General features: G+C 63.5%; 17 protein-coding genes and 1 tRNA gene. 11 read left to right on the top strand and 7 right to left on the bottom strand.

Annotated elements, in window-relative coordinates; genetic code table 11:
- From rpsO to Q9K01_RS10345, 3 genes are all read left to right on the top strand, one after another.
- Positions 1-270 (top strand): 30S ribosomal protein S15, encoded by a 270-nt coding sequence (rpsO, locus tag Q9K01_RS10355; protein ID WP_305930174.1) that lies wholly within the window; start codon positions 1-3, stop codon positions 268-270.
- Positions 271-444: 174 nt separating this feature from the next.
- Positions 445-2,748 carry a polyribonucleotide nucleotidyltransferase gene (pnp, locus tag Q9K01_RS10350; protein ID WP_305930173.1) on the top strand — a complete coding sequence of 768 codons (2,304 nt, stop codon included), beginning with the start codon at positions 445-447 and terminating at the stop codon, positions 2,746-2,748.
- A gap of 88 nt (positions 2,749-2,836) precedes the next feature.
- The gene (locus Q9K01_RS10345; protein WP_305930172.1) at positions 2,837-3,517 is read left to right on the top strand and encodes a polyamine aminopropyltransferase; all 681 of its coding nucleotides are present in this window, start codon (positions 2,837-2,839) and stop codon (positions 3,515-3,517) included.
- A 15-nt stretch (positions 3,518-3,532) separates the two neighbouring features.
- On the opposite strand, the gene Q9K01_RS10340 is transcribed toward Q9K01_RS10345, so the two are convergent.
- Positions 3,533-4,057 carry a DUF1993 domain-containing protein gene (locus Q9K01_RS10340; protein ID WP_305930171.1) on the bottom strand — a complete coding sequence of 175 codons (525 nt, stop codon included), beginning with the start codon at positions 4,055-4,057 and terminating at the stop codon, positions 3,533-3,535.
- A 102-nt stretch (positions 4,058-4,159) separates the two neighbouring features.
- Positions 4,160-4,885 (bottom strand): GcrA family cell cycle regulator, encoded by a 726-nt coding sequence (locus Q9K01_RS10335; protein ID WP_305930170.1) that lies wholly within the window; start codon positions 4,883-4,885, stop codon positions 4,160-4,162.
- Positions 4,886-4,973: 88 nt separating this feature from the next.
- On the opposite strand from Q9K01_RS10335, the gene Q9K01_RS10330 reads away from it, so the two are divergent.
- Positions 4,974-5,879 (top strand): ABC transporter permease, encoded by a 906-nt coding sequence (locus tag Q9K01_RS10330; protein ID WP_305930169.1) that lies wholly within the window; start codon positions 4,974-4,976, stop codon positions 5,877-5,879.
- 37 nt (positions 5,880-5,916) lie between these two features.
- Here the strand turns inward: Q9K01_RS10330 and hspQ are convergent, their stop codons facing one another.
- Complete coding sequence (gene hspQ, locus Q9K01_RS10325; protein ID WP_305930168.1) at positions 5,917-6,297, bottom strand: heat shock protein HspQ; 381 nt, start codon at positions 6,295-6,297, stop codon at positions 5,917-5,919.
- Positions 6,298-6,476: 179 nt separating this feature from the next.
- On the opposite strand from hspQ, the gene Q9K01_RS10320 reads away from it, so the two are divergent.
- Positions 6,477-6,566 (top strand) — tRNA-Ser (locus Q9K01_RS10320).
- Positions 6,567-6,579: 13 nt separating this feature from the next.
- Here Q9K01_RS10320 and Q9K01_RS10315 read toward each other — a convergent pair.
- From Q9K01_RS10315 to Q9K01_RS10305, 3 genes are all read right to left on the bottom strand, one after another.
- Positions 6,580-7,077: a hypothetical protein gene (locus Q9K01_RS10315; protein ID WP_305930167.1), complete on the bottom strand. Its 498-nt coding sequence runs from the start codon at positions 7,075-7,077 to the stop codon at positions 6,580-6,582.
- A 200-nt stretch (positions 7,078-7,277) separates the two neighbouring features.
- Entirely contained in the window at positions 7,278-9,356 is a 2,079-nt protein-coding gene (locus tag Q9K01_RS10310) for a S9 family peptidase (protein ID WP_305930166.1), read from the bottom strand.
- A gap of 96 nt (positions 9,357-9,452) precedes the next feature.
- Positions 9,453-11,192, bottom strand: coding sequence for an N-acyl-D-amino-acid deacylase family protein (locus tag Q9K01_RS10305; RefSeq protein ID WP_305930165.1), 1,740 nt, complete (start codon positions 11,190-11,192; stop codon positions 9,453-9,455).
- 444 nt (positions 11,193-11,636) lie between these two features.
- Here Q9K01_RS10305 and Q9K01_RS10300 point away from each other — a divergent pair, with 444 nt between their 5' ends.
- The 4 genes from Q9K01_RS10300 to Q9K01_RS10285 all read left to right on the top strand — a co-directional run bounded on the left by Q9K01_RS10300 (position 11,637) and on the right by Q9K01_RS10285 (position 19,357).
- Entirely contained in the window at positions 11,637-12,779 is a 1,143-nt protein-coding gene (locus Q9K01_RS10300) for a dipeptidase (RefSeq protein WP_305930164.1), read from the top strand.
- 263 nt (positions 12,780-13,042) lie between these two features.
- Positions 13,043-15,700 (top strand): TonB-dependent receptor domain-containing protein, encoded by a 2,658-nt coding sequence (locus Q9K01_RS10295; protein WP_305930163.1) that lies wholly within the window; start codon positions 13,043-13,045, stop codon positions 15,698-15,700.
- 137 nt (positions 15,701-15,837) lie between these two features.
- Entirely contained in the window at positions 15,838-17,298 is a 1,461-nt protein-coding gene (locus Q9K01_RS10290) for a serine hydrolase domain-containing protein (protein ID WP_305930162.1), read from the top strand.
- A 103-nt stretch (positions 17,299-17,401) separates the two neighbouring features.
- Positions 17,402-19,357: a serine hydrolase domain-containing protein gene (locus Q9K01_RS10285; protein ID WP_305930161.1), complete on the top strand. Its 1,956-nt coding sequence runs from the start codon at positions 17,402-17,404 to the stop codon at positions 19,355-19,357.
- 33 nt (positions 19,358-19,390) lie between these two features.
- Here Q9K01_RS10285 and Q9K01_RS10280 read toward each other — a convergent pair whose 3' ends face one another.
- Positions 19,391-20,017 (bottom strand): helix-turn-helix domain-containing protein, encoded by a 627-nt coding sequence (locus Q9K01_RS10280; RefSeq protein ID WP_305930160.1) that lies wholly within the window; start codon positions 20,015-20,017, stop codon positions 19,391-19,393.
- A gap of 146 nt (positions 20,018-20,163) precedes the next feature.
- On the opposite strand from Q9K01_RS10280, the gene Q9K01_RS10275 reads away from it, so the two are divergent.
- Both Q9K01_RS10275 and Q9K01_RS10270 read left to right on the top strand, forming a co-directional pair.
- Positions 20,164-22,146, top strand: a complete 1,983-nt coding sequence (locus tag Q9K01_RS10275; protein WP_305930159.1) for a serine hydrolase domain-containing protein — start codon at positions 20,164-20,166, stop codon at positions 22,144-22,146.
- Between the two features lie 5 nt (positions 22,147-22,151).
- Entirely contained in the window at positions 22,152-23,153 is a 1,002-nt protein-coding gene (locus Q9K01_RS10270; protein ID WP_305930158.1) for a dipeptide epimerase, read from the top strand.
- Positions 23,154-23,262 lie beyond the last annotated feature (109 nt).

Here is a 23,262-nt window from a genome sequence, read left to right as displayed (position 1 = left end):
ATGACGGTTACCGCCGAGAAGAAACAGGAAATCATCAAGGACAACGCGCAAGCCGAGGGCGATACCGGTTCGCCGGAAGTCCAGGTCGCGATCCTGACCGAGCGCATCAAGAACCTGACCGGCCACTTCAAGGGCCACCACAAGGACAATCATTCGCGTCGCGGCCTGCTGATGATGGTCAACAAGCGCCGCAACCTGCTCGCCTACCTCAAGAGGAAAGACGTCGAGCGGTACAATGCGCTGATCCAGAAACTGGGTCTGAGGAAATAAGAGTTTCGTGGAAGGGCGGCTCCCATAAAGGGCCGCCCTTTCCCTTATCGGCGCGGGGGCATCCGGTCCGCGCGCCCTGGGGCGGATCAACGCCCTGCACCGCACCGGGACGGCATCCCCGGACAATGGAGGCCCCGCGCTGCAATGTGGCAGGCGGGATCGGAAGGAAATAGAATGTTCGACACCAAGAAAGTAGAACTGGAGTGGGGCGGAAAGACCCTCACGCTGGAAACCGGCCGCGTCGCCCGTCAGGCCGACGGCGCCGTGCTGGCCACCTATGGCGAAACCGTGGTGCTGTGCGCCGTGACCGCCGCCCGCAGTGTGAAGGAAGGGCAGGACTTCTTCCCGCTCACCGTCCACTATCAGGAAAAATTCTCGGCCGCCGGGCGCATCCCGGGCGGCTTCTTCAAGCGCGAACGCGGCGCGACCGAAAAGGAAACGCTCACCAGCCGCCTGATCGATCGCCCGGTCCGCCCGCTGTTCCCCGAAGGTTTCCACAACGAGATCAACGTGATCTGCCAGGTGCTGTCGTATGACGGCGAGACCGAGGCCGATATCGTCGCCATGATCGCCGCATCGGCGGCGCTGACGATCTCGGGCCTGCCCTTCATGGGGCCGATCTCTGGCTGCCGCGTCGGCATGATCGACGGCGAATACGTCCTCAACCCGGCGCAGTCCAAGACGCTCGAGGACGGGCGTCTCGATCTCGTCGTCGCCGCCACCCACGACGCGGTGATGATGGTCGAGTCCGAAGCCAAGGAACTGACCGAAGAGGAAATGCTCGGCGCGGTGATGTTCGCGCATGACGAGAACCGCAAGGTCATCGGCGCGATCATCGATCTGGCCGAGCAGGCTGCCAAGACGCCGTGGGATCTCGAACCGGTCGAAGACAAGAGCGCGACGCTCGACGAGCTGCGCGGGCTGATCGGCGACGATCTCGCCGCCGCCTACAAGCTCACCGACAAGCAGCAGCGCCAGAACGCGATCGCCGATGCCCGTGCCAAGGCGCGCGCCCATTACGAGAGCCTGGATCACGCCGATCCTGCCGAATATCTCGGCAAGCTCAAGCTGGTGAAGAAGCTGGAAAGCGACATCGTGCGCAAGGCCATCCTCAAGGACGGCCAGCGGATCGATGGCCGCACGGTCGATCAGGTTCGCCCGATCGAGGCGATGGTCGGCTTCCTGCCGCGCACGCATGGTTCGGCGCTGTTCACCCGCGGCGAGACGCAGGCGATCTGCACCACCACGCTGGGCACCAAGGAATCCGAGCAGATGATCGACGGGCTGGGCGGCCTGTCCTACGAAAGCTTCATGCTGCACTACAACTTCCCGCCCTATTCGGTCGGTGAAGTGGGCCGCTTCGGCGCCCCGGGCCGGCGCGAGGTCGGCCATGGCAAGCTCGCCTGGCGCGCTCTGCACCCGGTGCTGCCGAGCCGCGAGGACTTCCCTTACACCATCCGCATCCTGTCCGACATCACCGAGTCCAACGGCTCGAGCTCGATGGCGACGGTCTGTGGCGGTTGCCTCAGCATGATGGATGCCGGCGTGCCGATCGAACGCCCGGTTTCGGGCATCGCGATGGGTCTGATCCTGGAAGGCGACGACTTCGCCGTGCTCAGCGACATCCTCGGCGACGAGGATCACCTGGGCGACATGGACTTCAAGGTCGCCGGTACCGAAGCGGGCATCACCAGCCTGCAGATGGACATCAAGATCGCCGGGATCACCCGCGAGATCATGGAAAAGGCGCTCGAGCAGGCGAAGGCCGGTCGTGCGCACATCCTGGGCGAGATGACCAAGGCGCTGGGCACCGCCCGCGGCGAAGTCAGCAAGCACGCGCCGCGTATCGAGACGCTGCAGATCGACAAGTCGAAGATCCGCGACGTCATCGGGACCGGCGGCAAGGTCATCCGCGAGATCGTCGCCGAGACCGGTGCCAAGGTCGATATCGACGACGAGGGCGTGATCAAGATCAGCTCCTCCAACACCGATGAGATCGAGGCCGCACGCAAGTGGATCCTCGGCATCGTCGAAGAGGCGGAAGTCGGCAAGATCTACGAAGGCAAGGTCGTCAACATCGTCGACTTCGGCGCCTTCGTGAACTTCATGGGCGGCAAGGACGGTCTCGTCCATGTGTCGGAAATGAAGAACGAGCGTGTCGAGAAGCCCACCGACGTCGTGTCCGAAGGCCAGGAGGTCAAGGTCAAGGTCCTCGAGATCGACCAGCGCGGCAAGGTTCGCCTGTCGATGCGCGTCGTCGATCAGGAAACCGGCGAGGAACTCGAAGACACCCGTCCTCCGCGCGAAAAGCGTGAAGGGGGCGGCGGCGGTGGCCGGGGCGGCGACCGGCGCGGCCCGCGCGGCGGCGGCGGCGGTGGCCGCGACCGTGGCGGCGATCGTGGTGGTCGCGGCAATCGCGAAGGCGGCGGCGGTTCGAGCGAAGGCGGCGCGCATGTGCCGGACTTCCTCAAGGATTGAGCCCTCGACCGGGTTCAAGCCCGGCTGAAATGACGATAAGACCGGGGGCCGCGATCCATTCGCGGCCCCTTTCGTTTGGAGATTACCGATGCTGCCGCGCGAAACCCTTGCCACCGCCCAGATTCCCGGCGGCGACACGCTCACCCTGGTCAGCCACGGCCGCGATCACATCATCATGCTCGGCCGCGACGAGCTGATGGGAACGCGGATGCAGTTCAGCGAGGAACAGCTCGCGCAGCTCACGCTGGAACAGATCGACGCGCCTGCACCGCGCGTGCTGATCGGCGGCTATGGCATGGGCTTCACCTATCGCGCGGCGCTGGCGGCGATCCCCGCGGATGGCCGGGTGGTGGTCGCCGAAGTGGTGCCCGAGATCCTCGCCTGGGCGCGTGGGCCCCTGGCGCATCTGACCGGAACGACGCTCGAAGATCCGCGCGGCGAAGTTGTGCTGTGCGATGTCGCGGCGCTGATCGACGACGCCAACGACGGCACCAGCCCCAAATTCGACGCGATCCTGCTCGACGTCGACAACGGCCCCGACGGGATCGTCCGCGATGGCAACGAGCGGCTCTACACCCGCACCGGCATCGCCCGCTCGCGCGATGCGCTCAAGCCGGGCGGGATCCTGGCGGTGTGGTCCGCCGCCCCCGATCCCAAATTCCGCACCCGGCTGAAGGACGCCGGTTTCGAGATCGAGGAGCGCCGGGTGCGCGCGCGGCCCAACAACAAGGGTCCGCACCACACCATCTGGTTCGCGCGGGCTTCGTAACCGGGGCCTTGGCGCTCAGCCCCGCTTGAGCCGCAGCCGTCCGCTGAAATCGCGCTTGCCTATCGCAACGCCCAGCATCCGGAGGATGTCGTAGGCGGTGGCGGCGTGGAAGTAGAAATTGGGCTGGCTGAAGCTGAGCAGGAAGTCCTCGGCGGTGAACTCCAGCTTGAAGTCGCGGAATTCGAACCGCATGTCGCGGCCGATCGCCTGCTCGAGATCGTCCTCGGAAACGCCCTCGAGTGTGGCGCGGGCGGTCGCCAATTGCTCGCGCAGGCCATCGAAGCTTTCGGGCGGCGGCGAGAGGTCGGGCTGGAAAACGCCGTTCGCCACTCCCGCCAGCGCACCCGCCGTGTGCACCGCCACGCTCTTCACCTGATAGGTGAAGGGGAACATATCCTCATAGATGCGCGCGGACAGGACGTGCGCGGGATCGTGCCCCTGCTCGCTGCACCAGCTTTCGCCGCGATCGACGAGACCCTTGGTGCTGTCGATCATCTGCAGGGCGCTGGGGATGAAAGCGGCGTGAAGCGATAGCGGCATTGGAGGCTCCCGAATTTTCAAGGCAGCCATAGCGCGCCGGTGGGGCGCGTCCAAGGGCTTCGGCGGCGACAGCCGATATCCGCCGGGAGATCGCCCGAAGCTCTAGCGCACGCGCGGACCGCCGAACGGCAGCGGCGGCGGGGGACGGCGCGAACCGCGGGGCAGCTGCGCCTGATAGGCCCGGCCGCAATGCTCGACGCAATAGGGGAAGCCCGGATTGACCGCCGTGCCGCAGAAGTGGAAATCCGGCTCGCCGGGGTGGCCCATCGGCCAGCGGCAGACCTTTTCGCTCAGATCGAGCAGGCTGGTCTTGTCGGCGATCTCGGGGCTCGGCTTGGCCGGCACCAGGCGGCGCGGCGGAGCCGGCGGGATCGGCGGCTGCTGATCGCCCGGTCCCTGGCGCAGGAAGCCGCCCGGGCCGACCGAAACGATCTTGGGCAGGTCGGGCGCGCGGTTGGGCAGCGGCTGCGCCTGGTTCGACGAAGCGGTCGCGGGTTCCGCTTGCGGCTCCGGCTTCCGATCTGCCGCGGGCGCAGCAGGCGGGGGCGCGGTGCTGGGCGCTGGCGCGGGCTCGGTCGGGGGCGCATCCGCGCGGACCTGCGGCTTCTTCGGAGCCGGCTTCGGTGCGGGTTTGGGCTTCTTGGCGACGGCAGCCTTCTTCTCGGCCGCCTTGACCGGGGAGGGGCGCGCCTTGAGGCCCAGGCGATGCGCCTTGCCGATCACCGCATTGCGGCTGACCCCGCCCAGTTCGTCGGCGATCTGGCTGGCGGTGGCGCCGCCTTCCCACATCTTTTTCAGGGTCGCGATGCGTTCGTCGGTCCAGCTCATTCAGATCATTCCATTTTGCATTGGGCGCCCGGCGGGTCGCGCGGAAGCGTGCTTGTCAGCGGGGCTGCATCGACGTAGGCGCGCGCCCATGGCCGATCAAGTCCCGAACTCCGCCCCGGACGCGCAAATCGCCGCCTCTTCTCTCGTCGAGAGCGAAGGCGGCGGTGCTTCCACCCGGTTCGCGCCGCACGGTCGGCCGGTCATCACCGGCATCAACCGCATCGGACTGTGGAGTCTCTATATTAAGGAGGTGCGCCGGTTTCTCAAGGTGCAGACCCAGACTATCTGGGCGCCTGCGGTCACCACGCTGCTGTTTCTGGTGATCTTCACCGTAGCGCTGGGGCGCGGCGGACGCGAGGTGCTCGGCGTGTCTTTCGCCGATTTCGTCGCCCCGGGGCTGATCGTGATGGGCATGATGCAGAACGGCTTCGCCAATTCCAGCTTTTCGCTCCTTTCGGGCAAGATCCAGGGCACGATCATTGACCTGCTGATGCCGCCCTTGTCTGAAGGCGAGCTGATGACCGGCATCGTCGCCGCGGCGGTCACCCGGGCGCTGGCGGTGGGCTGCACGGTGGCGCTGGCGATGGCGCTCTACCCCGGCGTCACGCTCCATGTGGTGCAGCCCTGGGCGATCGTCTGGTTCGGGCTGATGGGCTCGATCATGCTCGCGCTGATGGGGCTGCTGGCCTCGATCTGGGCGGAGAAGTTCGACCACAACGCCGCGGTCACCAATTTCGTCATCGCGCCGCTCAGTCTGCTCTCGGGCACCTTCTACGTGATCGACAATCTCGCGCCGCTGTTCCAGGCGATCAGCCGCTTCAACCCGTTCTTCTACGTGATCTCGGGCTTCCGCTACGGCTTTCTGGGGCAAAGCGACATCGGCCAAGGGACGCAGCCGATCGTCTGGGCGGCGCTGGGTCTGGCGGTGCTCAACCTGCTGCTGGCGGCGCTGTGCTACCGGCTGCTCAAATCGGGGTGGAAGATCAAGAGCTAGGTTCGAGGCCGGGCCTCGCCTCCGTCCCGTATGAGTTTCAGTGGGTCAGCGAGCGACGCACGCGATAGCGCCCGTTCTCGAACTGCTCGAACATCTGGTCGACCTCGGGATGCTCGACCGGACCGGCCAGCGAGTCGCTCACCAGGTTCTGCTGGCTGACATAGGCGGTGTAGCTGGAATCGTCCGTCTCGGCGAAAAGATGGTAGAACGGCTGGTTGCGGTCGGGCCGAATGCCCTCTGGGATCGAATCGTACCATTCGTCGCTATTGGCGAAAACCGGGTCGATATCGAAGATCACGCCGCGGAAATCGAACATGCGGTGGCGCACCACATCTCCGATGGCGAAGCGGGTGCGGGCCAGCTCGGGCGCATCGATGGTGCGACCGGCTTGGGGCGAAAAGAACAGGGCACGATCCATGAGAACACGGAATATGGGGTGCCGCACTGCGGTGACAAGTAATCCGTGGCAACCATCCCCCGTTTTGCGCACCCGCGCGGCATATTTCGGCTTGCCCCGCCCAAAAGCTTGGGCTAACCGCGCGGCTTCCCAACGACCGGGGCGGGGTTCGCCCCGCCAGCGCGCCGACAGGGCGATGCGGAGAGGTGCCGGAGTGGTCGAACGGGGCAGTCTCGAAAACTGTTGAGCGCGCAAGCGTTCCGAGGGTTCGAATCCCTCCCTCTCCGCCAACTAGTCCAATAGTCATGCTTCCGACGCCAGCAGGCGTCCAAAACGGCGCGGAATCAGTCGTTTCTCGTGGGGCGGGGGCGGCACATCCACGACCATTGCCTCGCAGTGCAATTCTACGCGAGTGGCGAGAGGCAGGAAATCAGACCACCCAGCGTTTGGCCGATTGCTCCACCATCGCAGCCGCTCAATCAGGATGGCCTCCATTCCGGGCGTCGGCCTCCGCTGCAACACCCGGGCCGCATCGGTATGTGATGCGGAAACCGGGGAGATGAGATAGAGGATGTCATAGAGATGGCGCTGTCCGCCGCGGTCGTGAGCATGCGTTGCCGCCATCCTGTTGCCGAGCGCATCATTCCAAAGTCCGGCAGTGGAGCACGCGAAGAATACCGGATGCGCTCGCCGCGTTGTTTGCGCGCCAGCACCCCCCTGCATCGCGTCGAACGGTTCCTGATCGATGATTGGCGGATGCAGTCCCTGGTAGCTTTTGCTCTCGTGTACGGTCTGCTCCAAGTGAACGCGGTTCCGCAGCATTGGGCGAGATTGCCACGTCCGAACGGCGCCCCGCCCCGGAATGCGCCGCTCAGGGATTCGATGACCTTGGTGTGGATGCTTTCGCGTCCGAGTTCTGCGTGGAGGGCGTAGAGTGCAGCTGATGCCGCCCCTCAACCAGTCCACCCGCTCAGCTGTCGCCTGTGGTGGCTGCGAGCCCGCTACTCGCCAAGCTTCTCTTCGAAAAAGCGACGGCTCTCTTCCCAGATCTTCTGCCAATTCGAGAAAAGGATGATGTCGTGCGCTTCGCCTGGCAGGAGCACAGTGCGAACGTCGACGCCCTTGGCGCTCAGTTTCTGGTGCAGATCGATCGTTTCGAGCACATCCACACTCATGTCGCGGTCGCCGCTGATCAGCAGCACCGGCGAAGTCCAGTCATCGATCGCGGCAAGCGGCGAGGACTCGAACGCCAGAGGCCTGTCCGCTTCGCTCACGCCGAATATGAAACTGGGATTCTGATGACCGGGCGTGGGCGAAGGCCAGCTCCAATCGAAGACTCCGTGTATCGCCACCCCGGCAGCAAACAGCTCCGAATCCCGTGCGAGTGCATGAGCGGTCAGCAATCCGCCGTATGAGCCGCCCCAGATCCCGATGCGTTCGGGATCGACTTCCTCGCGCTGCTCGAGCCAGCGCCCCGCGCCGAGTACATCCGCATATTCGGACGCGCCCCGCCAGGCACGACCTGGAGCCTCGCGGAAGTCACGGCCATAGCCAACACCGGATCGATAGTTGATGCTGACAACGACGTACCCCAGTTCCGCCATCCGCCGGTTCACCGCGAAATCCTTGGCGTAATAGCTGCCGAAGTGGAACCCGGGAAACATCTGCCGCGGCGGCCCGCCGTGAACATAGACCACCGCTGGATGAGGACCGTCCGTCGAAGGAAGAAACAGTTGCGCCGGCACCGTCCCGCCGTCGCTCGCCTTGATCCGGACCAGCTGCGGCGGAGGCGCATCGAAGCTGTGGGAATAGCCGTAGTCGGTCGGCTCCTCGACAAGGGCGAATTGACCCGACCGCAGATCGAGTACGCGCAGAAGAGGCGCATCTTCTGCATCGCCTCCGGTGAATGCCACGTAGCGGCTGTCGCCAGCGGAACGGGCAAGACCCATCACCACATCCGGGCTTGAGATCGCTCGCGCCTGTCCTGTCGAAACCATGATCTGCGACAGCTGCCTTGTGTCGATGTTTGTGCAATTATGGATAACGAAGAGGCTGTCGGCAGCGGCGAGCTCGCTTTCGGCGACTTCGCAGCCTGTCGGCGTGAGCGCGCGTGCGGCTCCCCCGGTGCGAGGAATGGCATAAAGTCGCGCCCAGCCGTCAGCCTCCGACCGGACGACGAGGTTGCGGTCGTCGGCCCAGCGCAAATGACCCTCCGGATCATCCGACAATTGCGATCCTGCGGCACCGGCAGGCTCGTAGACGGTCCGTACCTGCCCGGAAGCGATATCGACCGTTTCCACGGCAAAGGGCTGATTTGCGGTCAAATCATAGGATTTCGTGTGCTCGCGAGCGGGCCAGCGCAGATAAGCGATCGTCCGGCCGTCGGGAGAGAGTTGGGGGGAACTCAAGCGGTGCGGTCCGGTCACCAGCCATGTCACCCGCTCTTCTCCAAGCGAATACCGACCCAGGAACGACCAGCCCCCGCGATCCTGCACGAAGTAAAGCGTCCGACCGTCTTTCGACCACAAGCCCTGGTTGAACCCGCCGCCGCCTTGCACGAGGACCGTCGGCTCCGCCGTCGGTTGCTCGAGGTTTACCGACCACAGGTCGCGTCCCTTGCGATAAACCATTTGCTCGCCGCCAGGTGAAAACCTCGGCCCGAAGCCGACACCGATTTCGATCGGCTTCGAGCCGGGCTCGGTTCCAATCAGCCAGAGCGTCGCCGACGGGGCTCGAAGAAGATCCGCAGGATTGAAGGCGTCTCCACTGGCATTGAACGGCACACCGGTCAGATAGGCAACATAGTCGCCCCTCGGCGATGCAAGGACGCTGGTGATCGGCTGTCCCTCTACATCGGACTGGCCGAAGAGTTTGACCGGCCGGAACTCCGGTGCCTGCGCGTACATCAGATGGGTCTCGTCCCCCTGCGCCACGAGCCACGCAACGGACGAAGATTCGGATGCGCTGACTTCCGTTGCTATGGGAAATTCGAGAAAGCTTTCTGCATCGTCCACTTGCGCCGACAGCGAACTGGCCGTGAACAAGGTCGCCACCGCCAGACAAAGTTTCGTTCCAGGCATCGTTCAGTCCCCCACTTTCGAAAAATCATCGCCCAGCACCACCGAAGAAAACCAGCTTATCAATGCCCGTCGTCGGCTGACACGTCGAATATCGCTTCAGTCCGCGCAAGCGCCGCCCCCGGGCCACCCAGTCCATCCGGGCCCGCGAACAACCCGCCCCGGTGTCGCGCCGGTATGTTGCCCGTCGGAAAGTACCTGCACGCCGTTGATGAACACCTCGGTGACACCGGTGGCGTATTGGTGGGGCGCATTGTAAGTTGCATGGTCGCTGATAGTGGTCGGGTCGAATATCACGATATCTGCAAAGTTGCCGACGGCCAGGCTGCCACGCTGACGCAGCCCGAGGTTCGAGGCCGGCAAGGCCGTCAGCCCGCGAATTGCCCGAGCAAGAGGCAGCGCTTCTTCCTCGCGCACGTATTTGCCGAGCAAACGCGAGAAGTTGCCGTAGGTGCGCGGATGCGCTGCGCTGTTGAGCGTTTCGCCCTCGGCGGCGGGAGCGGATGCATCGGATCCGAAGCTCATCCATGGGAGCGCGGCCTGTTTGGCGATATTCTCTTCGGACATCATGAAGTAGATCGCGCCGATCTGGCCATCCTGCAGGACGAGATCGACGGCGGTCTCCTCCACGCTCGTTCCGCGCAACGCGGCAATCTGTGCGAGGGTTTTGCCCATCAGCGGCTGGAACTCGGGATTCTCGGAATTCACCAGCAGAACGCCATCACCTCCGGCAGCGCGCAATAGGTTTTCCCAATCGCTTTCTTCCGCGCGCATCTCCTGTAGAATTCTGGCCCGGGTCGCTGGATCCTGCAACCGCTCGAGCATGGCGTCGCGGCCGCCAGCCTGCACCCACGGGGGGATAACCGCATCGAGGCCGGTACCACCCGCAGTGTAGAGGTACATGTTGGTTGTCAGCCTGATGCCCGAACGACGCGCGTCCTCTATCTTGGCGACGATCTCCGGCAACCGGTCCCAGTTCCGCTTGCCGGCAAGCTTGAGGTGATAGATTTCCGCCGGCAGGCCGGCTTCGCGAGCGATCGTGATCACCTCGTCAATCGCGCTGCCGATTTCGTCGGCTTCCAAACGCATGTGGCTGATATACATACCGCCGCAGCGGCCTGCCTCTTCGGCAAGAGCGACGAGCTCTCGCGTCTCGGCATAATTGCCGGGGGCGTAGATCAGCGCAGATCCCACTCCCATCGCGCCCTCTTCCATCGCCTGGCGAACGAGCGCGCGCATTCGAGCAAGCTGGTCAGGATTCGGATCGACATCCTGTTCGCCAAGTTCGTGGATCCGCACAGTCGTCGCGCCCACGAAGCTGGCGACGTTGGGCGAAATGCCCTTTTCCTCGAGATTTTCGAGATATTCGCCCAAGGTGGTCCAGCCGATGGCGACGCCGCTTTCGCCCATCTGCGCCTGCAATTCCTGTCGCATGGAGCTATTGATGGGCCCCATGGTCCATCCTTCGCCAAACACTTCAAGCGTCACCCCTTGGCGGATGTCGGACATGCCGCGACCGTCTTCCAGAAGGGAACGATTGGCCCAGCTCAGCATGTTTATGAATCCAGGTGCGACTGCCATCCCGGCAGCATCGATCTCCTCGCGCCCCTCGCCGCGGACTTGTCCGATCGCAACGATCTGGTCGCCCTCGACCGCCAGATCCCCCACATAGGGTTCACTGCCGCTGCCATCATAGATCGAGCCGTTGCGGATCACCAGATCATAGCCGGCCACATCGGCCGTTCCTCCGGCGGTTGCACAGCCCGTCATGGATGCAAGCAGCAGCGTCGCCAGAGATAAGCGAGCAGTCTCGCAGGGCCATTCTTTCACGGTCGTCATATCAATCCCCTCCCTAGCTCCCGATATCCGTCCTGCATCGCGGAGCCTCGGTCACTGACGGACCAAATATCTACAAATGAGACTCAACCATCCTATTTGGAGATGTCAAGCCTCAGGTCATTCTGTCGGATCAAATGCAACTGTTGAAAAGGACGAGGCGGGCGGGCGGCTGCATCCCGCGCCGAAAGTGGGGGCACCAGGCTCGCAACGGACCAGGCAAGTTGCAATAGGCCAGGTTTTGTGTCAGCCCCCGCTTTCTCTAATCAGGACAGTGCGGCTTGATCGGTTCGCCGAGCAAAGCGGCGCTCGGGGTTCGAGCGCAATGATGGGGCAACTGAATAACGGAAATTCGTGCGGTTTCGGGAATCGAGGGTCGCAGCTGCGAAGGGCCGTTCACTTTCCGATCAGGACAAGCCCTTTCAAGGCGAAATTTGGGAGACGGTTATGGCGAATGGCATCAAGGCGGGGCGGCGCGGCTTCATGAAAGCGGCGGGTGCGGGGGCGCTGCTGTCGGTACCGATGATCAATCTGGGGTATTATCGGCTCGGCGCGAGCGACCGGACCTATTCGGCGCGCAGCGTCGCGATCGTGGAGCGCGCGATGGTGCTCGACATGCTCGCCATTCCGAAGATCGATTTCCGCCCCGAGGTCCCCGCCCGACCGATGACCGACCGGGAGAAAGCCGAATTCCGCGCTTCGGGGATCACGGGCATCCAGAATGCCGTCGGAATTGGCGGCCCGCGTGCCAAGGAGCAGGCGCTCGAATTCCTGGCGGCGTGGCAGGGCTATGCCGGCCGCAATTCGGACGTATTCTCGCTGGTGGGGCTGGTCAGCGACCTCGAACGTGCCAAGGCCGAGGGCAAGGTTGGCATGATCATGGGCCTGCAGAACGCGGATCAGTTCGAGCGGGCGACCGACGTCAAGTTCTTCTACGATTTGGGTCTGCGGTGTGCCCAGCTGACCTACAACAGCCTCAATCGGATCGGCAGCGGTGCCACCGAGCGTGTCGACGCAGGTGTCAGCGATTTCGGGGTGTCGATCATCGGAGCGATGAACGACGTCGGCATGTTGATCGACGTTTCGCATTCGGGCGACAGGACGACTCTGGATGCAGTCGAGCTTTCGCCCCGACCCATCGCCTTCACTCACAGCAATTGTCGTGCACTTAACGAACATCCGCGCAACAAGACCGACGAGATGATCGTCAAGCTCGCCGCAAAGGGCGGGGTGATGGGGATCACCGGGGTGCGCAATTTCATCAGCAACCGCGACCCGACCACCATCGTGGATTATGTCGATCATATCGAACACGTGGTGAAACTGGTGGGGATCGAGCATGTCGGCATCGGTTCCGACAGCGATCTCAACGGCTATGACGACATGCCCGCCGACCAGAACGCGATGCTGCGCAATGCCTACAAGGACAGCTACGCCTTTCGCGACAAGATCGATGTCGATGGCTTCGATCACCCGCGCAAGGTCTTCGACCTTGTCGAGGAAATGATTCGCCGTGGTTATTCGGACGACAGCATCGAACTGGTGCTTGGCGGAAATTTCGCACGCCTGCTTCGCGCGACCTGGAAATAGCCCCGTTCGGCACTCCGAAGCGAACCACATGACAAATTTGACATTCTCTAAATTGAGTGCAAATGTCCCAATCAAGACAAAATTATCGCTGAAAAGATAGCGGTCCATAGGGTGGAATACACTCAACAGAGACGCTGCGAATTCCAGGAAGAGGTCTCGGTCGGCTTCTTGAGCGAAGCCAAACAGAGTTGGGGGATAACATGTACCTAAGGCAGTTCACAATCCGCACATTGCTTTCGGGCTCGATCGCGAGTTTCGCCCTCTTGGCCGGCGCCCCGGCGCTTGCCCAGTCGGTTGAAGCAGCCGAGCAGCCGGACGAGAATGCGCCGGAAGCCAAAGAACCGACCGGGACGATCGTTGTCACCGGCTCTCGCATTCAGCGCGACGGATTCGATCAGCCGACTCCGACCACCGTGCTTGGCGATACCGAAATCCAGCAGGCCGGGCGGGTCAACCTCCAGCAGGTGCTGAACGAACTGCCGCAGGTCCGCAATTCGGTGGCGCCGACCACCGCGACCGGCAACACCTCGAGCGGCGTGGCGCCGGTCGATCTTCGGGGGCTGGGATCAGCTCGCACGCTTACCCTGGTCAATGGCCGACGGTTCGTGGGCGACAACAACCTCAACTTCGTTCCGACCAATCTCGTGGATCGAGTCGAACTCGTCACCGGCGGTGCCTCGGCGGCATGGGGCTCCGGCGCGGTTGCCGGGGTGGTGAACATCATCCTCAACGACGATCTCGATGGCGTGACTCTGGGCGCCCAGACCGGGATCTCCTCGCGCGGCGATGGTTTTCGCTATGGCTTCGATGCAGCCTTCGGGACCGATTTCGCCGATGGTCGCGGTCATTTCATGATCGGCGGTGAGTATCTCGACGATGAGGGTGTCGACACGGGCGGACGACGCGAGCGCCCGTGGCTGGGCGCCGGCCTGGTCAATATTGGCGGCGGGCAACTCGAACTGCAGCCCGACGTCAACGATCTGGCGCCGATCACTCGCGGCGGAACTGTTCTTGCCGGCTCTTTTGCCGGTCAGGTATTCAATCCCGACGGGAGCTTGCGGCCGACCAGCGAGGCCGATTTCTTCAGCCTGTACGACCTGCTCTATGTCGCCAATCCGCTTGAGCGGATCGGGACTTATGGCAGGCTGACCTACGACATCGGTGGCGGTGCGACGGTATGGGCCGATGCCATGTATGGTCGTTCGAAGACCAACCAGCCGTTTTTCCCAGATTTTTCATCCCCGGTGTTCGCGGTCTCGGCCTCCAATCCGTTCCTGTCTCCCACAATCAGCGACACGCTCGCCGCCAATGGCGAGACGAGCCTGCTGATCGGACGCTTGCTCACCGACACTTTCTTCATGACGTTCGACGCCGAGCGCGTGACCAAGGAAGGTGCTGTCGGCATCGAGGGCACGCTTGGCGGGAATTGGGCTTACGACGCGCATTTCAGCCACGGCGAGATCGACAGCGAACAGAGGTTCTTCAACTCTTCCATTCCCGCGAATTTCGCTCGTGCCATCGATGCGACCTCGGTCAACGGCCAGATCGTTTGTTCGGTGAACGCGGATGCCGATCCGACCAACGATGATCCTGCCTGCGTGGCGTTCAACCCCTTCGGAGATGGAGCCTCCTCGCCCGAGGCGAGAGCTTACGTGAGCGGCACCCAATTTTCACGCAGCGTCAACAAGCTGGATTCGGCGGCAGCGCGTCTCCAGGGCGATCTGCTTTCGATGTGGGCCGGCCCGGTCACTGTCGCTCTCGGGGTGGAGGCGCGCTGGGAAGAGCAGGCGGCGGACAACGGCGAACTCGATCGCGCCGGGGTGTTCGGCCTGCCGGTCTTCACCGAACCGGTGCAAGGTGCCTTCAGCGTCAAGGAGGGTTTTGTGGAGGCGCTTGTGCCGCTCTGGCAATCCGATGGCCTCGAACTCGATGTCAACGGCGCTGCCCGATATTCGGATTACAGCCTGAGCGGCGGCATCTGGTCTTGGAAGGTCGGCGGAACCGCGCGACTCTTCCGCGATCTCCTGCTGCGCGCAACCCGCTCGCGCGACATTCGCGCACCCAGCATCGGCAATCTCTTTGCAGTCAACACGATCAACGTCCGCCCTGTGGTCGACAATGACTCGGCAGGCCGCAACGATCCCAACTACAATCCCAACCCGCAAGCCACTATCTTCAGCGGAGGCAATGTCGCCCTCGTTCCGGAAGTCAGCCAAAACTGGACGGTTGGCGCTACCGTATCGCCCGCCTTCCTCAGCGGTTTCAGTTTTTCGATCGACTATTACGATATCAAGATCGACAACGCCATCGCGACACCCAGTGCGTCGGATGTCACGGCCGCCTGCTCGCAGGGCGATACCGCCGCCTGCGACAGCGTCATTCGCGACGCCACCGGGACAATCGAAACTATCTTCGCGGTGGCGCAGAACATCGCCGAGTTCGAGACGAGCGGCGTGGACTTCGAGGCTTCCTATCGGACGCCGATCTCGGGCTTTCTGGGGCTCCCCGGTAGCTTCTATGTCCGCGCTCTGGCGACCTATGTCGATGAACTCGCCTTCCAGACCGGCTTCAATCGCCGCGATGTGGCCGGAGATGTCGGCGATTCGGTCGTCGACGGCCTGCCGAAGTGGCGCGGCATCCTGACCCTGGGTTACGACGAAGATGCGTTCGGCATCGGTGCGCGTGCACGTTATGTCGGCGGCGGCGATTTCAACGACGAGCAGAACATCGTCAATGGCGAGATCGATGCGCGGACTTACATCGATCTCAACGCCAGCTTCGACGTCATGGAGAGCTTCACCTTCTACGGAAATGTGAGCAATCTCTTCGACGTCAAGCCGCCGCTGGTCACCACCACCGGCAGCGCGCATTACGATAATCTGGGCCGGTATTTCACCGTCGGTGCGAAGGTGAAGTTCTGATCGCTTCCGGCCCGGGTCCAGGCGCGGGCCGGATAAGTCATCCACATGATGCGGGAAGGGGCCGCCGTTGGCCGTTCCTTCCCGAACTCGAGACAGCGGGAATCACAATGGCCGGAACTGCGGAACGATACGGACTGATGCTGATAGCGCCAATGCTGTTGCTCGCGCCGCCTGCGCAGGCAGCGGAGCCGGTGCAGCTCCCACGCGCGGAGGTTTCGACGACCCTCGATGAACGAGTGGCCGGGCTGGAAGATTTCATCGACGGAGCGATGGCGATGGGCATCGCCAATCGCGAGGTGGCCGGCGCTGTCTTCGTGCTGGTGAAAGATGGCGAGGTCGTGATCCAGAAGGGCTACGGCTTTGCCGACGTCGAGGCGCGCAAACCCGTCGATCCGTCCAGAACACTGTTCCGGCCCGGCTCGGTGTCGAAGCTGTTCACGTGGACGGCTGTCATGCAGCTCGTGGAGCAGGGCAAGCTTGATCTCGACGATCCCGTCGACCGCCACCTCGACTTCGAGATTCCCGAAACCTTCCCGCAGAAAATAACGGTGCGCCATCTGCTCGATCACAGCGCGGGTTTCGAGGACGGTTACAAGGACATGTTCGTCGCATCGCCGGATGAATATCAGGAGCTGGGCCCTTGGCTTGCCAGTCACATCCCGGCCCGGGTGCGCGAGCCAGGCGTCGAGGTGTCCTATTCCAACTATTCCACTGCGGTCGCGGGCTATATCGTTCAGCGCATCTCGGGCGAAGATTTCTCCGACTATATCGACCGCCACATCTTCCAGCCGCTTGGTATGACGCGCAGCACCTTCCGTGAGCCGCTGCCGCAGAGTTGGCAAAACGATGTCGCAATCGGTTACGAATGGAAAGACGGGCGGTTCGAAGCACAGCCTGCCGAGTTGATCTACAACATCGCTCCGGCTGGCTCGCTGTATTCGACCGGAGCCGACATGGCGCGTTTCGTCGAAGCGCATCTTCAGGATGGCCGACTGGGCGAGGCGCGTATCCTGCAGGCCGATACGGCCAAGCGGATGCGCACGCGTCTCGCCGCCAACTCGCCCGGACTTCCGGGGATCGGGCATGGGTTTCTCGAAACACGCGCTTCGAACCCCCGCATCATTGGGCATGGCGGGAACACCGGCGAATTCCATTCCAACCTGATCCTCATTCCCGAAGCCGATGTCGGCTTCTTCATATCGCTGACGGGGGGCAACGAGGCTTCGATCGCGCGCTCCGAACTGAGCGCCATGGTGGTCGAGCGGTTGGTCCCGACCGTACGCCTGCCCGAATGGACGGGCGCGCCCGGTGAACCGGTCGAGGGTACTTACCGAACCAACCGCCGCTCCTACACCGATCACAGGGTGAACCCGGCCAGCCTGATCCAGGTTAGCCGCGAGGGCGACCATGGGCTGAGCGTGACCATTCAGGGACAGACGATCCTGTGGGAGCAGGTCGGTCCCGGAACCTATCAGCAGGTCACCGAAGAGACCACGCCTTATGGTCCGCTGGGGCTCATCCAGTTCTACGGCGAAGGAAGCGACACGCGCTTCTCGTTCGAAGCGCAACCCTATACGCTTTATCGGCTGGTCTCCTGACACGGTCGTCAGGGCAGCAGCAGGTTCGATGCCCGCGACAGGCGTGCAACAGCGCCGACCGCATCGCGCTTAATCATTGGTATCCACCCTTGGGAGAAGCATCGTGAAACTGGCACTTGGACTGGCTCTGATGAGCCTCCCCGCAGCACTGGCGGCGCAAGAGCCCGTCAAGTCCGAAGCCGTGGCCCAGGATGCCGCAGCGATCACCTATACGGCGCCCGAAAATTGGGCCGCTTCCGCGCAGGGCCCCGTGACCGTCTATACGGCGCCCGAAGGCACTTTGCGGGTTGCCGTAGTTCAGGTCGGAGCCGCGGCGGATGCAAGCGCCGCGACCGCCCGGGCCTGGTCGCTCTACAATCCGCAGGCCGAACGCGAGGTCCGGCTGGTAACCGCCGGAGCCCCGGGCGATGGATGGGACGAGCGGGTCAATACTTCCTACGAAACCTCGCCCAACGAGCGCGCGGTAGCTGCGGCCACAGCCCTGCGCCAAGCCGGCGAGTGGGTCGTCCTCATCACCGAGGGTTCCGAATTGGTCGCCAACAAGCGGACGGCGGCGATATCGCTGGTGGGCCAGAGCATACGCCCAGCGGGTTACAGGCCCGAAAGCTTCGCCGGCCAGACGGCCAATCGGCTCACGCCCGAGCGCGTCCAGCTCTTGCGGGATTTCGTGGCTCAGTCGGCTGAAACGCTCGAGGTGCCCGGCGTGGCGATTGCCTTGATCGACGGAGGAGAAGTCGTCTGGCAGGGTGGTTACGGCGTTCGCGCGCTTGGCCGGGACGCACCGGTCGATGAACACACCAAATTCATGATTGCATCCAACACCAAGGGCATGGCGACGCTGCTGCTCTCGGCGCTGGCAGACGAGGGCAAGCTGCGCTGGGAGCAGCCGGTGACCGACCTCTATCCCGAATTCCGCCTCGGCAGCGACGCGACGACGAGGTCCACCCTGGTGCGACATCTGGTCTGCGCCTGCACTGGTCTGCCACGCAAGGACTATGCCTTCATTCTCGCCGATAGCGGGGCTCCGGCGTCCGACACCTTCCGCCAGCTCGCGCAAAGCGAACCGACCAGCGATTTCGGCGAATTGTACCAGTACAACAACCTGATGGCTTCGGCGGCGGGCTATCTGGGCGGCGCGCTGGCCTATCCCGACATGGAGCTCGGCGCGGCATTCGACGAGGCAATGAAAACTCGAATTTTCGATCCTCTGGGGATGACCGACACCACCTTCGATTTCGCGGTGGGGGAGAGCGGCAATTGGGCGCGCCCCCATGGCTACGACATCGATGGCGAGGTCACCCTGCTGTCGAACCGTTTCAATCACCTGATCACTCCGCACAGACCCGCCGGAGGCGCCTGGTCGACTGCCGCCGACATGGCGAAGTACGTCCAGCTCGAACTTTCGAAGGGGCTCTCACCCGAAGGCGAGCGCGTCGTCAGCGAAGCGAACCTTACCGAACGTCGCAAGCGTGGCGTGCCGATCGGGGAGAATGCCTGGTACGGAATGGGCCTGATGGAGCGGCAGGTGGCCGATGTGTCGGTCGTGACCCACGGTGGCACTCTCCAGGGCTACCACAGCAATTTTTACCTCTTGCCGGAGGCCGGGGTCGGCGCCGTCATCCTGGTCAATTCAGACGCCGGTGCTTCCATGCTTGGCCCGTTTCTGCGGCGACTGCTCGAGGTGGTTTATGACGGCAAGCCCGAAGCGACGCAGGAAATCGCGGTCGCCGCAGCGCGCCTGGAGAAGCAGGCCGAGGCCAAGCGGGCGAGCCTGACCGTGCCTGGCGATCCGGAAGTTCTTGCCGGGCTGGCTTCTCTATACGAGCACCCCGAAATCGGTTCTATCCGGGTCACCAGAGACGACGGAATCTATTCCATGAAGGCGGGCTTCGTCGAAGGGCCGATCGCCACGCGCGCCAATACCGACGGGAGCGTATCGCTTGTGACGGCAGGTCCGGGGCTCATCTCGGTCGAGGCGGTCGTCGGCGATCTGGACGGTCGCCGCACGCTAACCGTGCGTGATAACCAGCATGAATATGTCTATACGGAGGTGCGCTGACGGCGCGGGCGCGGCGGGATTGCCCGGCGCTGCTCAACTGCGCAGGTTGAGCAGCGAATCCATCAGACCATCGCCTTCGCTCGAGCACACGCCGAGCACCACCGCCTCCTCGCAACCCTCGGCGGTCACATAGGCGTGACCCATCGAGGAATCGAGATAGATACCTTCGCCGGCATCGATCCGGACGGGGTCGTAGAATTCGGAGTGAACCTCGATCCCGCCTTCGATCACATAGATGAATTCTTCGCCGTGGTGGCGCACCAGATCTCCGAATTCCTTGGCGCTCTGCGCGCGGATCCGGGTCACGATCGGGATCATCCGCTTCTGGCGCAGATCGGTGCAGAGGTAGAAATAATCGTAATTGTCGGTCGTCACGCGGACCGCATTGTCCAGCTTTCCGAGGCTGCGGCGGCCCGTGACCTGCGGGGGTGCGCTGGCCGGGTCTTCCTCGGCGAACAGATCGGACATGCGAATATTGAGCCGCTGGCTGAGCTGCTGCAGCTTGTCGTAGGACAGCGTCAGGCGATTGTGCTCGACCTTGGAAAGCGTCGAAACGGGGATTCCGGACTTCTCGCTCATCTCCTTGAGCGTCCAGCCGTTGCGAGAGCGGATTTCGCGCATCACCTCGCCAAGCGTCCGTGGTTTCGCCTGCACTCCCATCAATCGACCGCTCCCGTTGACAATTCTCTAAATAGGATCATTATGTCCTAATTCAGCCACGCCGTATTCAGCGGTGCATGTTACTGATCAGGGGTCCTACGTCCAGCCGAAAAGCTGACGGCGGAGCGGCCCGGGGGGAGAATGCGATGCGTCTGGTTCACAAGATCATGCTGGGGCTGGCGGCACTGGCCACCTTGCCGCTGGCTGCGCAGGCACCGGCTTTGCTGGATCGGACCCCGGAGGTGCCGGTGGCGCCGATGGTGGAGACTACCATACCTGAATCCGACACGGCGGATCTCGATCCAGCCGATCTTGAAGCCTGGCTCGATGGCTTTCTCCCCTATGCGCTTGCGCGAGGACAGATCGCGGGCGCCGTGGTGGTGGTGGTCCGCGGCGATGAGGTCGTTCTTCAGAAAGGCTATGGTTATTCCGACGTGGCCGCGCGCGAGCCAGTCGACCCCGAGGCAACGCTGTTTCGCCCGGGATCGGTTTCCAAGCTGCTTACCTGGACCGCTGTCATGCAGCAGGTCGAAGCCGGCAAGCTCGACCTCGACGCCGATGTGAACCGCTACCTCGATTTCGAAATTCCGCCCTTCCGGGGCGAGCCCGTCACGCTGCGCGACATCATGACCCACACTGCGGGGTTCGAGGAGTCGATCCGCTACCTGATTACCGATGATCCCGATGCGGTGATGTCGCTCGGCGAGCTGATGCCGCTGGCGCTGCCCGAACGGGTCTTTGCTCCCGGTTCGACCCCCGCCTACTCCAATTATGCCACCGCGCTCGCGGGCCACATTGTGGAACGAGTCAGCGGGATGACCTTCGACGACTATATCGATCGTCGGGTGTTCACCCCGCTTAACATGACCCGCTCGACCTTCCGCCAGCCTTTGCCCGAGGCGCTCGAACCGCTGATGTCCGAAGGATATTCGGTCGCGACCGAGGAGGCCAAGCCCTTCGAGATAGTGGTTCCTGGGCCCGCCGGAAGCCTGGCTTCGACCGGGGCGGATATGGGCAAGTTCATGATGGCGCATCTCAACGAAGGGGGCGCCGTCCTGAGCCCGGAAACCGCGCGGCTGATGCATGACTATGATGCGCCGGGCCTCGGACCGTTGAACACCATGGCCCTCGGCTTCTACGAACAATGGGTCAACGGTCGGCGGGCGATCGCCCATGGCGGCGACACCCAGTGGTTCCACAGCTATCTGTGGTTGTTCCCCGAAGACGATATCGGCGTATACATCTCGATGAACAGCAATGGCGTCGCCGGCGCGTCCGGTGCCATCCGCAGCGCGCTGTTCCACGGTTTCGCCGATCGCTACCTTCCTGCCGAAGAGCCGCAGACACGGGTGGATGACGAAACCGCCCGCGCGCATGCGAACCTGCTGGCCGGCAATTATGTCAGCAGCCGCGGCTCCTTCACCAATTTCATGCGCGTGCTGGGGCTGCTCGGATCGCTGGAGATTACCGTCGGGCCCGAGGGCAAGCTCGCCTTCCCCGCGCTCGACGGACTCACCGCTGGCGCCCGCGACTGGGTGGAGGTGGAACCCTTCGTCTGGCGCGATACCGCCACCGGCGAACGGCTCGCCGCCGAAGTGGTGGATGGCCAAGTCGTCCGGGTCAGCCTCGATGCGGTCTCGCCCTTCATGGTGCTCGAGCCCGCCCCCGCCGCCTACAACCCCGCCTGGCTGATGCCTGCATTGCTGGCATCGCTGGCGCTGGTGCTGCTCGCGGCGATCGCCTGGCCCGTGCGGGCGCTGGTACGCCGCCGTTTCGGGGCGACCTTCGTTCTGGATGGCAAGGCTTTGACTGCCTGGCGAGTGTCGCGCGGCTTCGCCTGGCTCACGCTCTTGGCGTTCGCAGGATGGATCGCTCTGGTCCTGTCCTTCTCCAGCGATCTGGGTAGCGTCGGTGGGCCGCTCGACTGGCTCATCAACCTGCTGCGCGTGCTGACCCCGGTGGCGACCTTCGGCTTGCTGATCGCCTCCATCTGGCATCTGTGGTTGAGCTGGACGCAGCGGCGCGCCTGGACGATGCGGATCGCGGCGATCCTGCTCGTCCTCGCGGCGGCGGTGCTGGTCTGGGTCACGCTGGGCTACAATCTCTACGGCTTCAGCATGGTCTATTGATAGCCATGAACACAAAGCCACGATTGCAGCTCAGTCTGACCGTCGAGCGGTTTGCCTATCGCCAACCGTTCCGGATTTCCGGTCACGTCTTTACCGAGACCCGCGTGCTCGTCGCCGAATTGTCCGACGGCGAGCACGCCGGGCGGGGTGAGGGAGCCGGGGTCTATTATCTCGGCGACGATATCGACCACATGTTGGCCGAGGTCGAAGACGCCCGGGGGGGTATCGAGGCCGGTGCCAGTCGCGAGGAATTGCAGCACCTGATGCCTCCCGGTGGCGCGCGCAATGCGATCGACTGCGCCTATTGGGAGCTCGAAGCCAGGCAGCAAGCCTGCCCGGTGTGGAAGCTTGCCGGGCTCGATCCGCCGCGGGCCCTGCCATCCGCCCTGACCGTGGGGGCGGGCGAGCCGGCGGCGATGGCCGAGGCGGCGCTCGCGCTCGATCCCGACGCGCCGATCAAGCTGAAGCTGACCGGCGAGCCGGAGCTCGATATCGCGCGTCTCGTCGCAGTTCGGACGGCGCGACCCACGGCGTGGATCGGCGTGGATGCCAATCAGGGCTATACGATCGAGTCCCTGCGCGATCTGCTGCCCGCGCTCGCCGAAACGCGGATCGCAATGCTCGAACAGCCGCTGCGACGCGGGGCGGAAGAGGATCTGGACGGCATCAAGCGCCCGCTCCCCTTCGTTGCGGATGAGAGCGCGGTTACGTTCGCCGACACCTCTTCGCTCGTCGGCCGGTTCGACATGGTGAACATCAAACTGGACAAGTGCGGGGGCCTTACCGAAGGTCTCGCCATCGCGCGCGAAGCGCGCAAGCTCGGGCTAGAGGTCATGGTCGGCAATATGATGGGCACCAGCCTCTCGATGGCGCCCTCCTACCTGCTCGGGCAATTGTGCGACGTGGTCGATCTCGATGGTCCGACCTTCCTGGCGCAGGATCGCGCTCCGGGCGTCGCCTATCGCGATGGCCTGATCCATTGCCCCGCCGGGATTTGGGGCTGGTAATCGGTTTGATCCGGTTGACAATTCTCTGATTAGGACATTATGTCCTGATATGGGCAAATCGGGGGACGGGATGCGATGTTGAAAGCGGATTCGGTTAGCCGATGCAGTG

The sequence above is a fragment of the Qipengyuania benthica genome, assembly GCF_030717865.1.
Classification (GTDB): Bacteria; Pseudomonadota; Alphaproteobacteria; order Sphingomonadales; family Sphingomonadaceae; genus Qipengyuania; species Qipengyuania benthica.
This window is presented reverse-complemented; position numbering and strand designations above follow the sequence as displayed.

What these genes read in the sequence shown, in the direction of transcription:
- Q9K01_RS10345 (WP_305930172.1), top strand. Translation starts at nt 2,837, where the DNA reads ATGCTGCCGCGCGAAACCCTTGCCACCGCCCAGATTCCCGGCGGCGAC.
- Q9K01_RS10310 (WP_305930166.1), bottom strand. Translation starts at nt 9,356, where the DNA reads ATGCCTGGAACGAAACTTTGTCTGGCGGTGGCGACCTTGTTCACGGCC.
- rpsO (WP_305930174.1), top strand. Translation starts at nt 1, where the DNA reads ATGACGGTTACCGCCGAGAAGAAACAGGAAATCATCAAGGACAACGCG.
- Q9K01_RS10300 (WP_305930164.1), top strand. Translation starts at nt 11,637, where the DNA reads ATGGCGAATGGCATCAAGGCGGGGCGGCGCGGCTTCATGAAAGCGGCG.
- Q9K01_RS10330 (WP_305930169.1), top strand. Translation starts at nt 4,974, where the DNA reads ATGGCCGATCAAGTCCCGAACTCCGCCCCGGACGCGCAAATCGCCGCC.
- hspQ (WP_305930168.1), bottom strand. Translation starts at nt 6,297, where the DNA reads ATGGATCGTGCCCTGTTCTTTTCGCCCCAAGCCGGTCGCACCATCGAT.
- Q9K01_RS10340 (WP_305930171.1), bottom strand. Translation starts at nt 4,057, where the DNA reads ATGCCGCTATCGCTTCACGCCGCTTTCATCCCCAGCGCCCTGCAGATG.
- Q9K01_RS10305 (WP_305930165.1), bottom strand. Translation starts at nt 11,192, where the DNA reads ATGACGACCGTGAAAGAATGGCCCTGCGAGACTGCTCGCTTATCTCTG.
- Q9K01_RS10335 (WP_305930170.1), bottom strand. Translation starts at nt 4,885, where the DNA reads ATGAGCTGGACCGACGAACGCATCGCGACCCTGAAAAAGATGTGGGAA.
- Q9K01_RS10270 (WP_305930158.1), top strand. Translation starts at nt 22,152, where the DNA reads ATGAACACAAAGCCACGATTGCAGCTCAGTCTGACCGTCGAGCGGTTT.
- Q9K01_RS10290 (WP_305930162.1), top strand. Translation starts at nt 15,838, where the DNA reads ATGCTGATAGCGCCAATGCTGTTGCTCGCGCCGCCTGCGCAGGCAGCG.
- pnp (WP_305930173.1), top strand. Translation starts at nt 445, where the DNA reads ATGTTCGACACCAAGAAAGTAGAACTGGAGTGGGGCGGAAAGACCCTC.
- Q9K01_RS10275 (WP_305930159.1), top strand. Translation starts at nt 20,164, where the DNA reads ATGCGTCTGGTTCACAAGATCATGCTGGGGCTGGCGGCACTGGCCACC.
- Q9K01_RS10280 (WP_305930160.1), bottom strand. Translation starts at nt 20,017, where the DNA reads ATGGGAGTGCAGGCGAAACCACGGACGCTTGGCGAGGTGATGCGCGAA.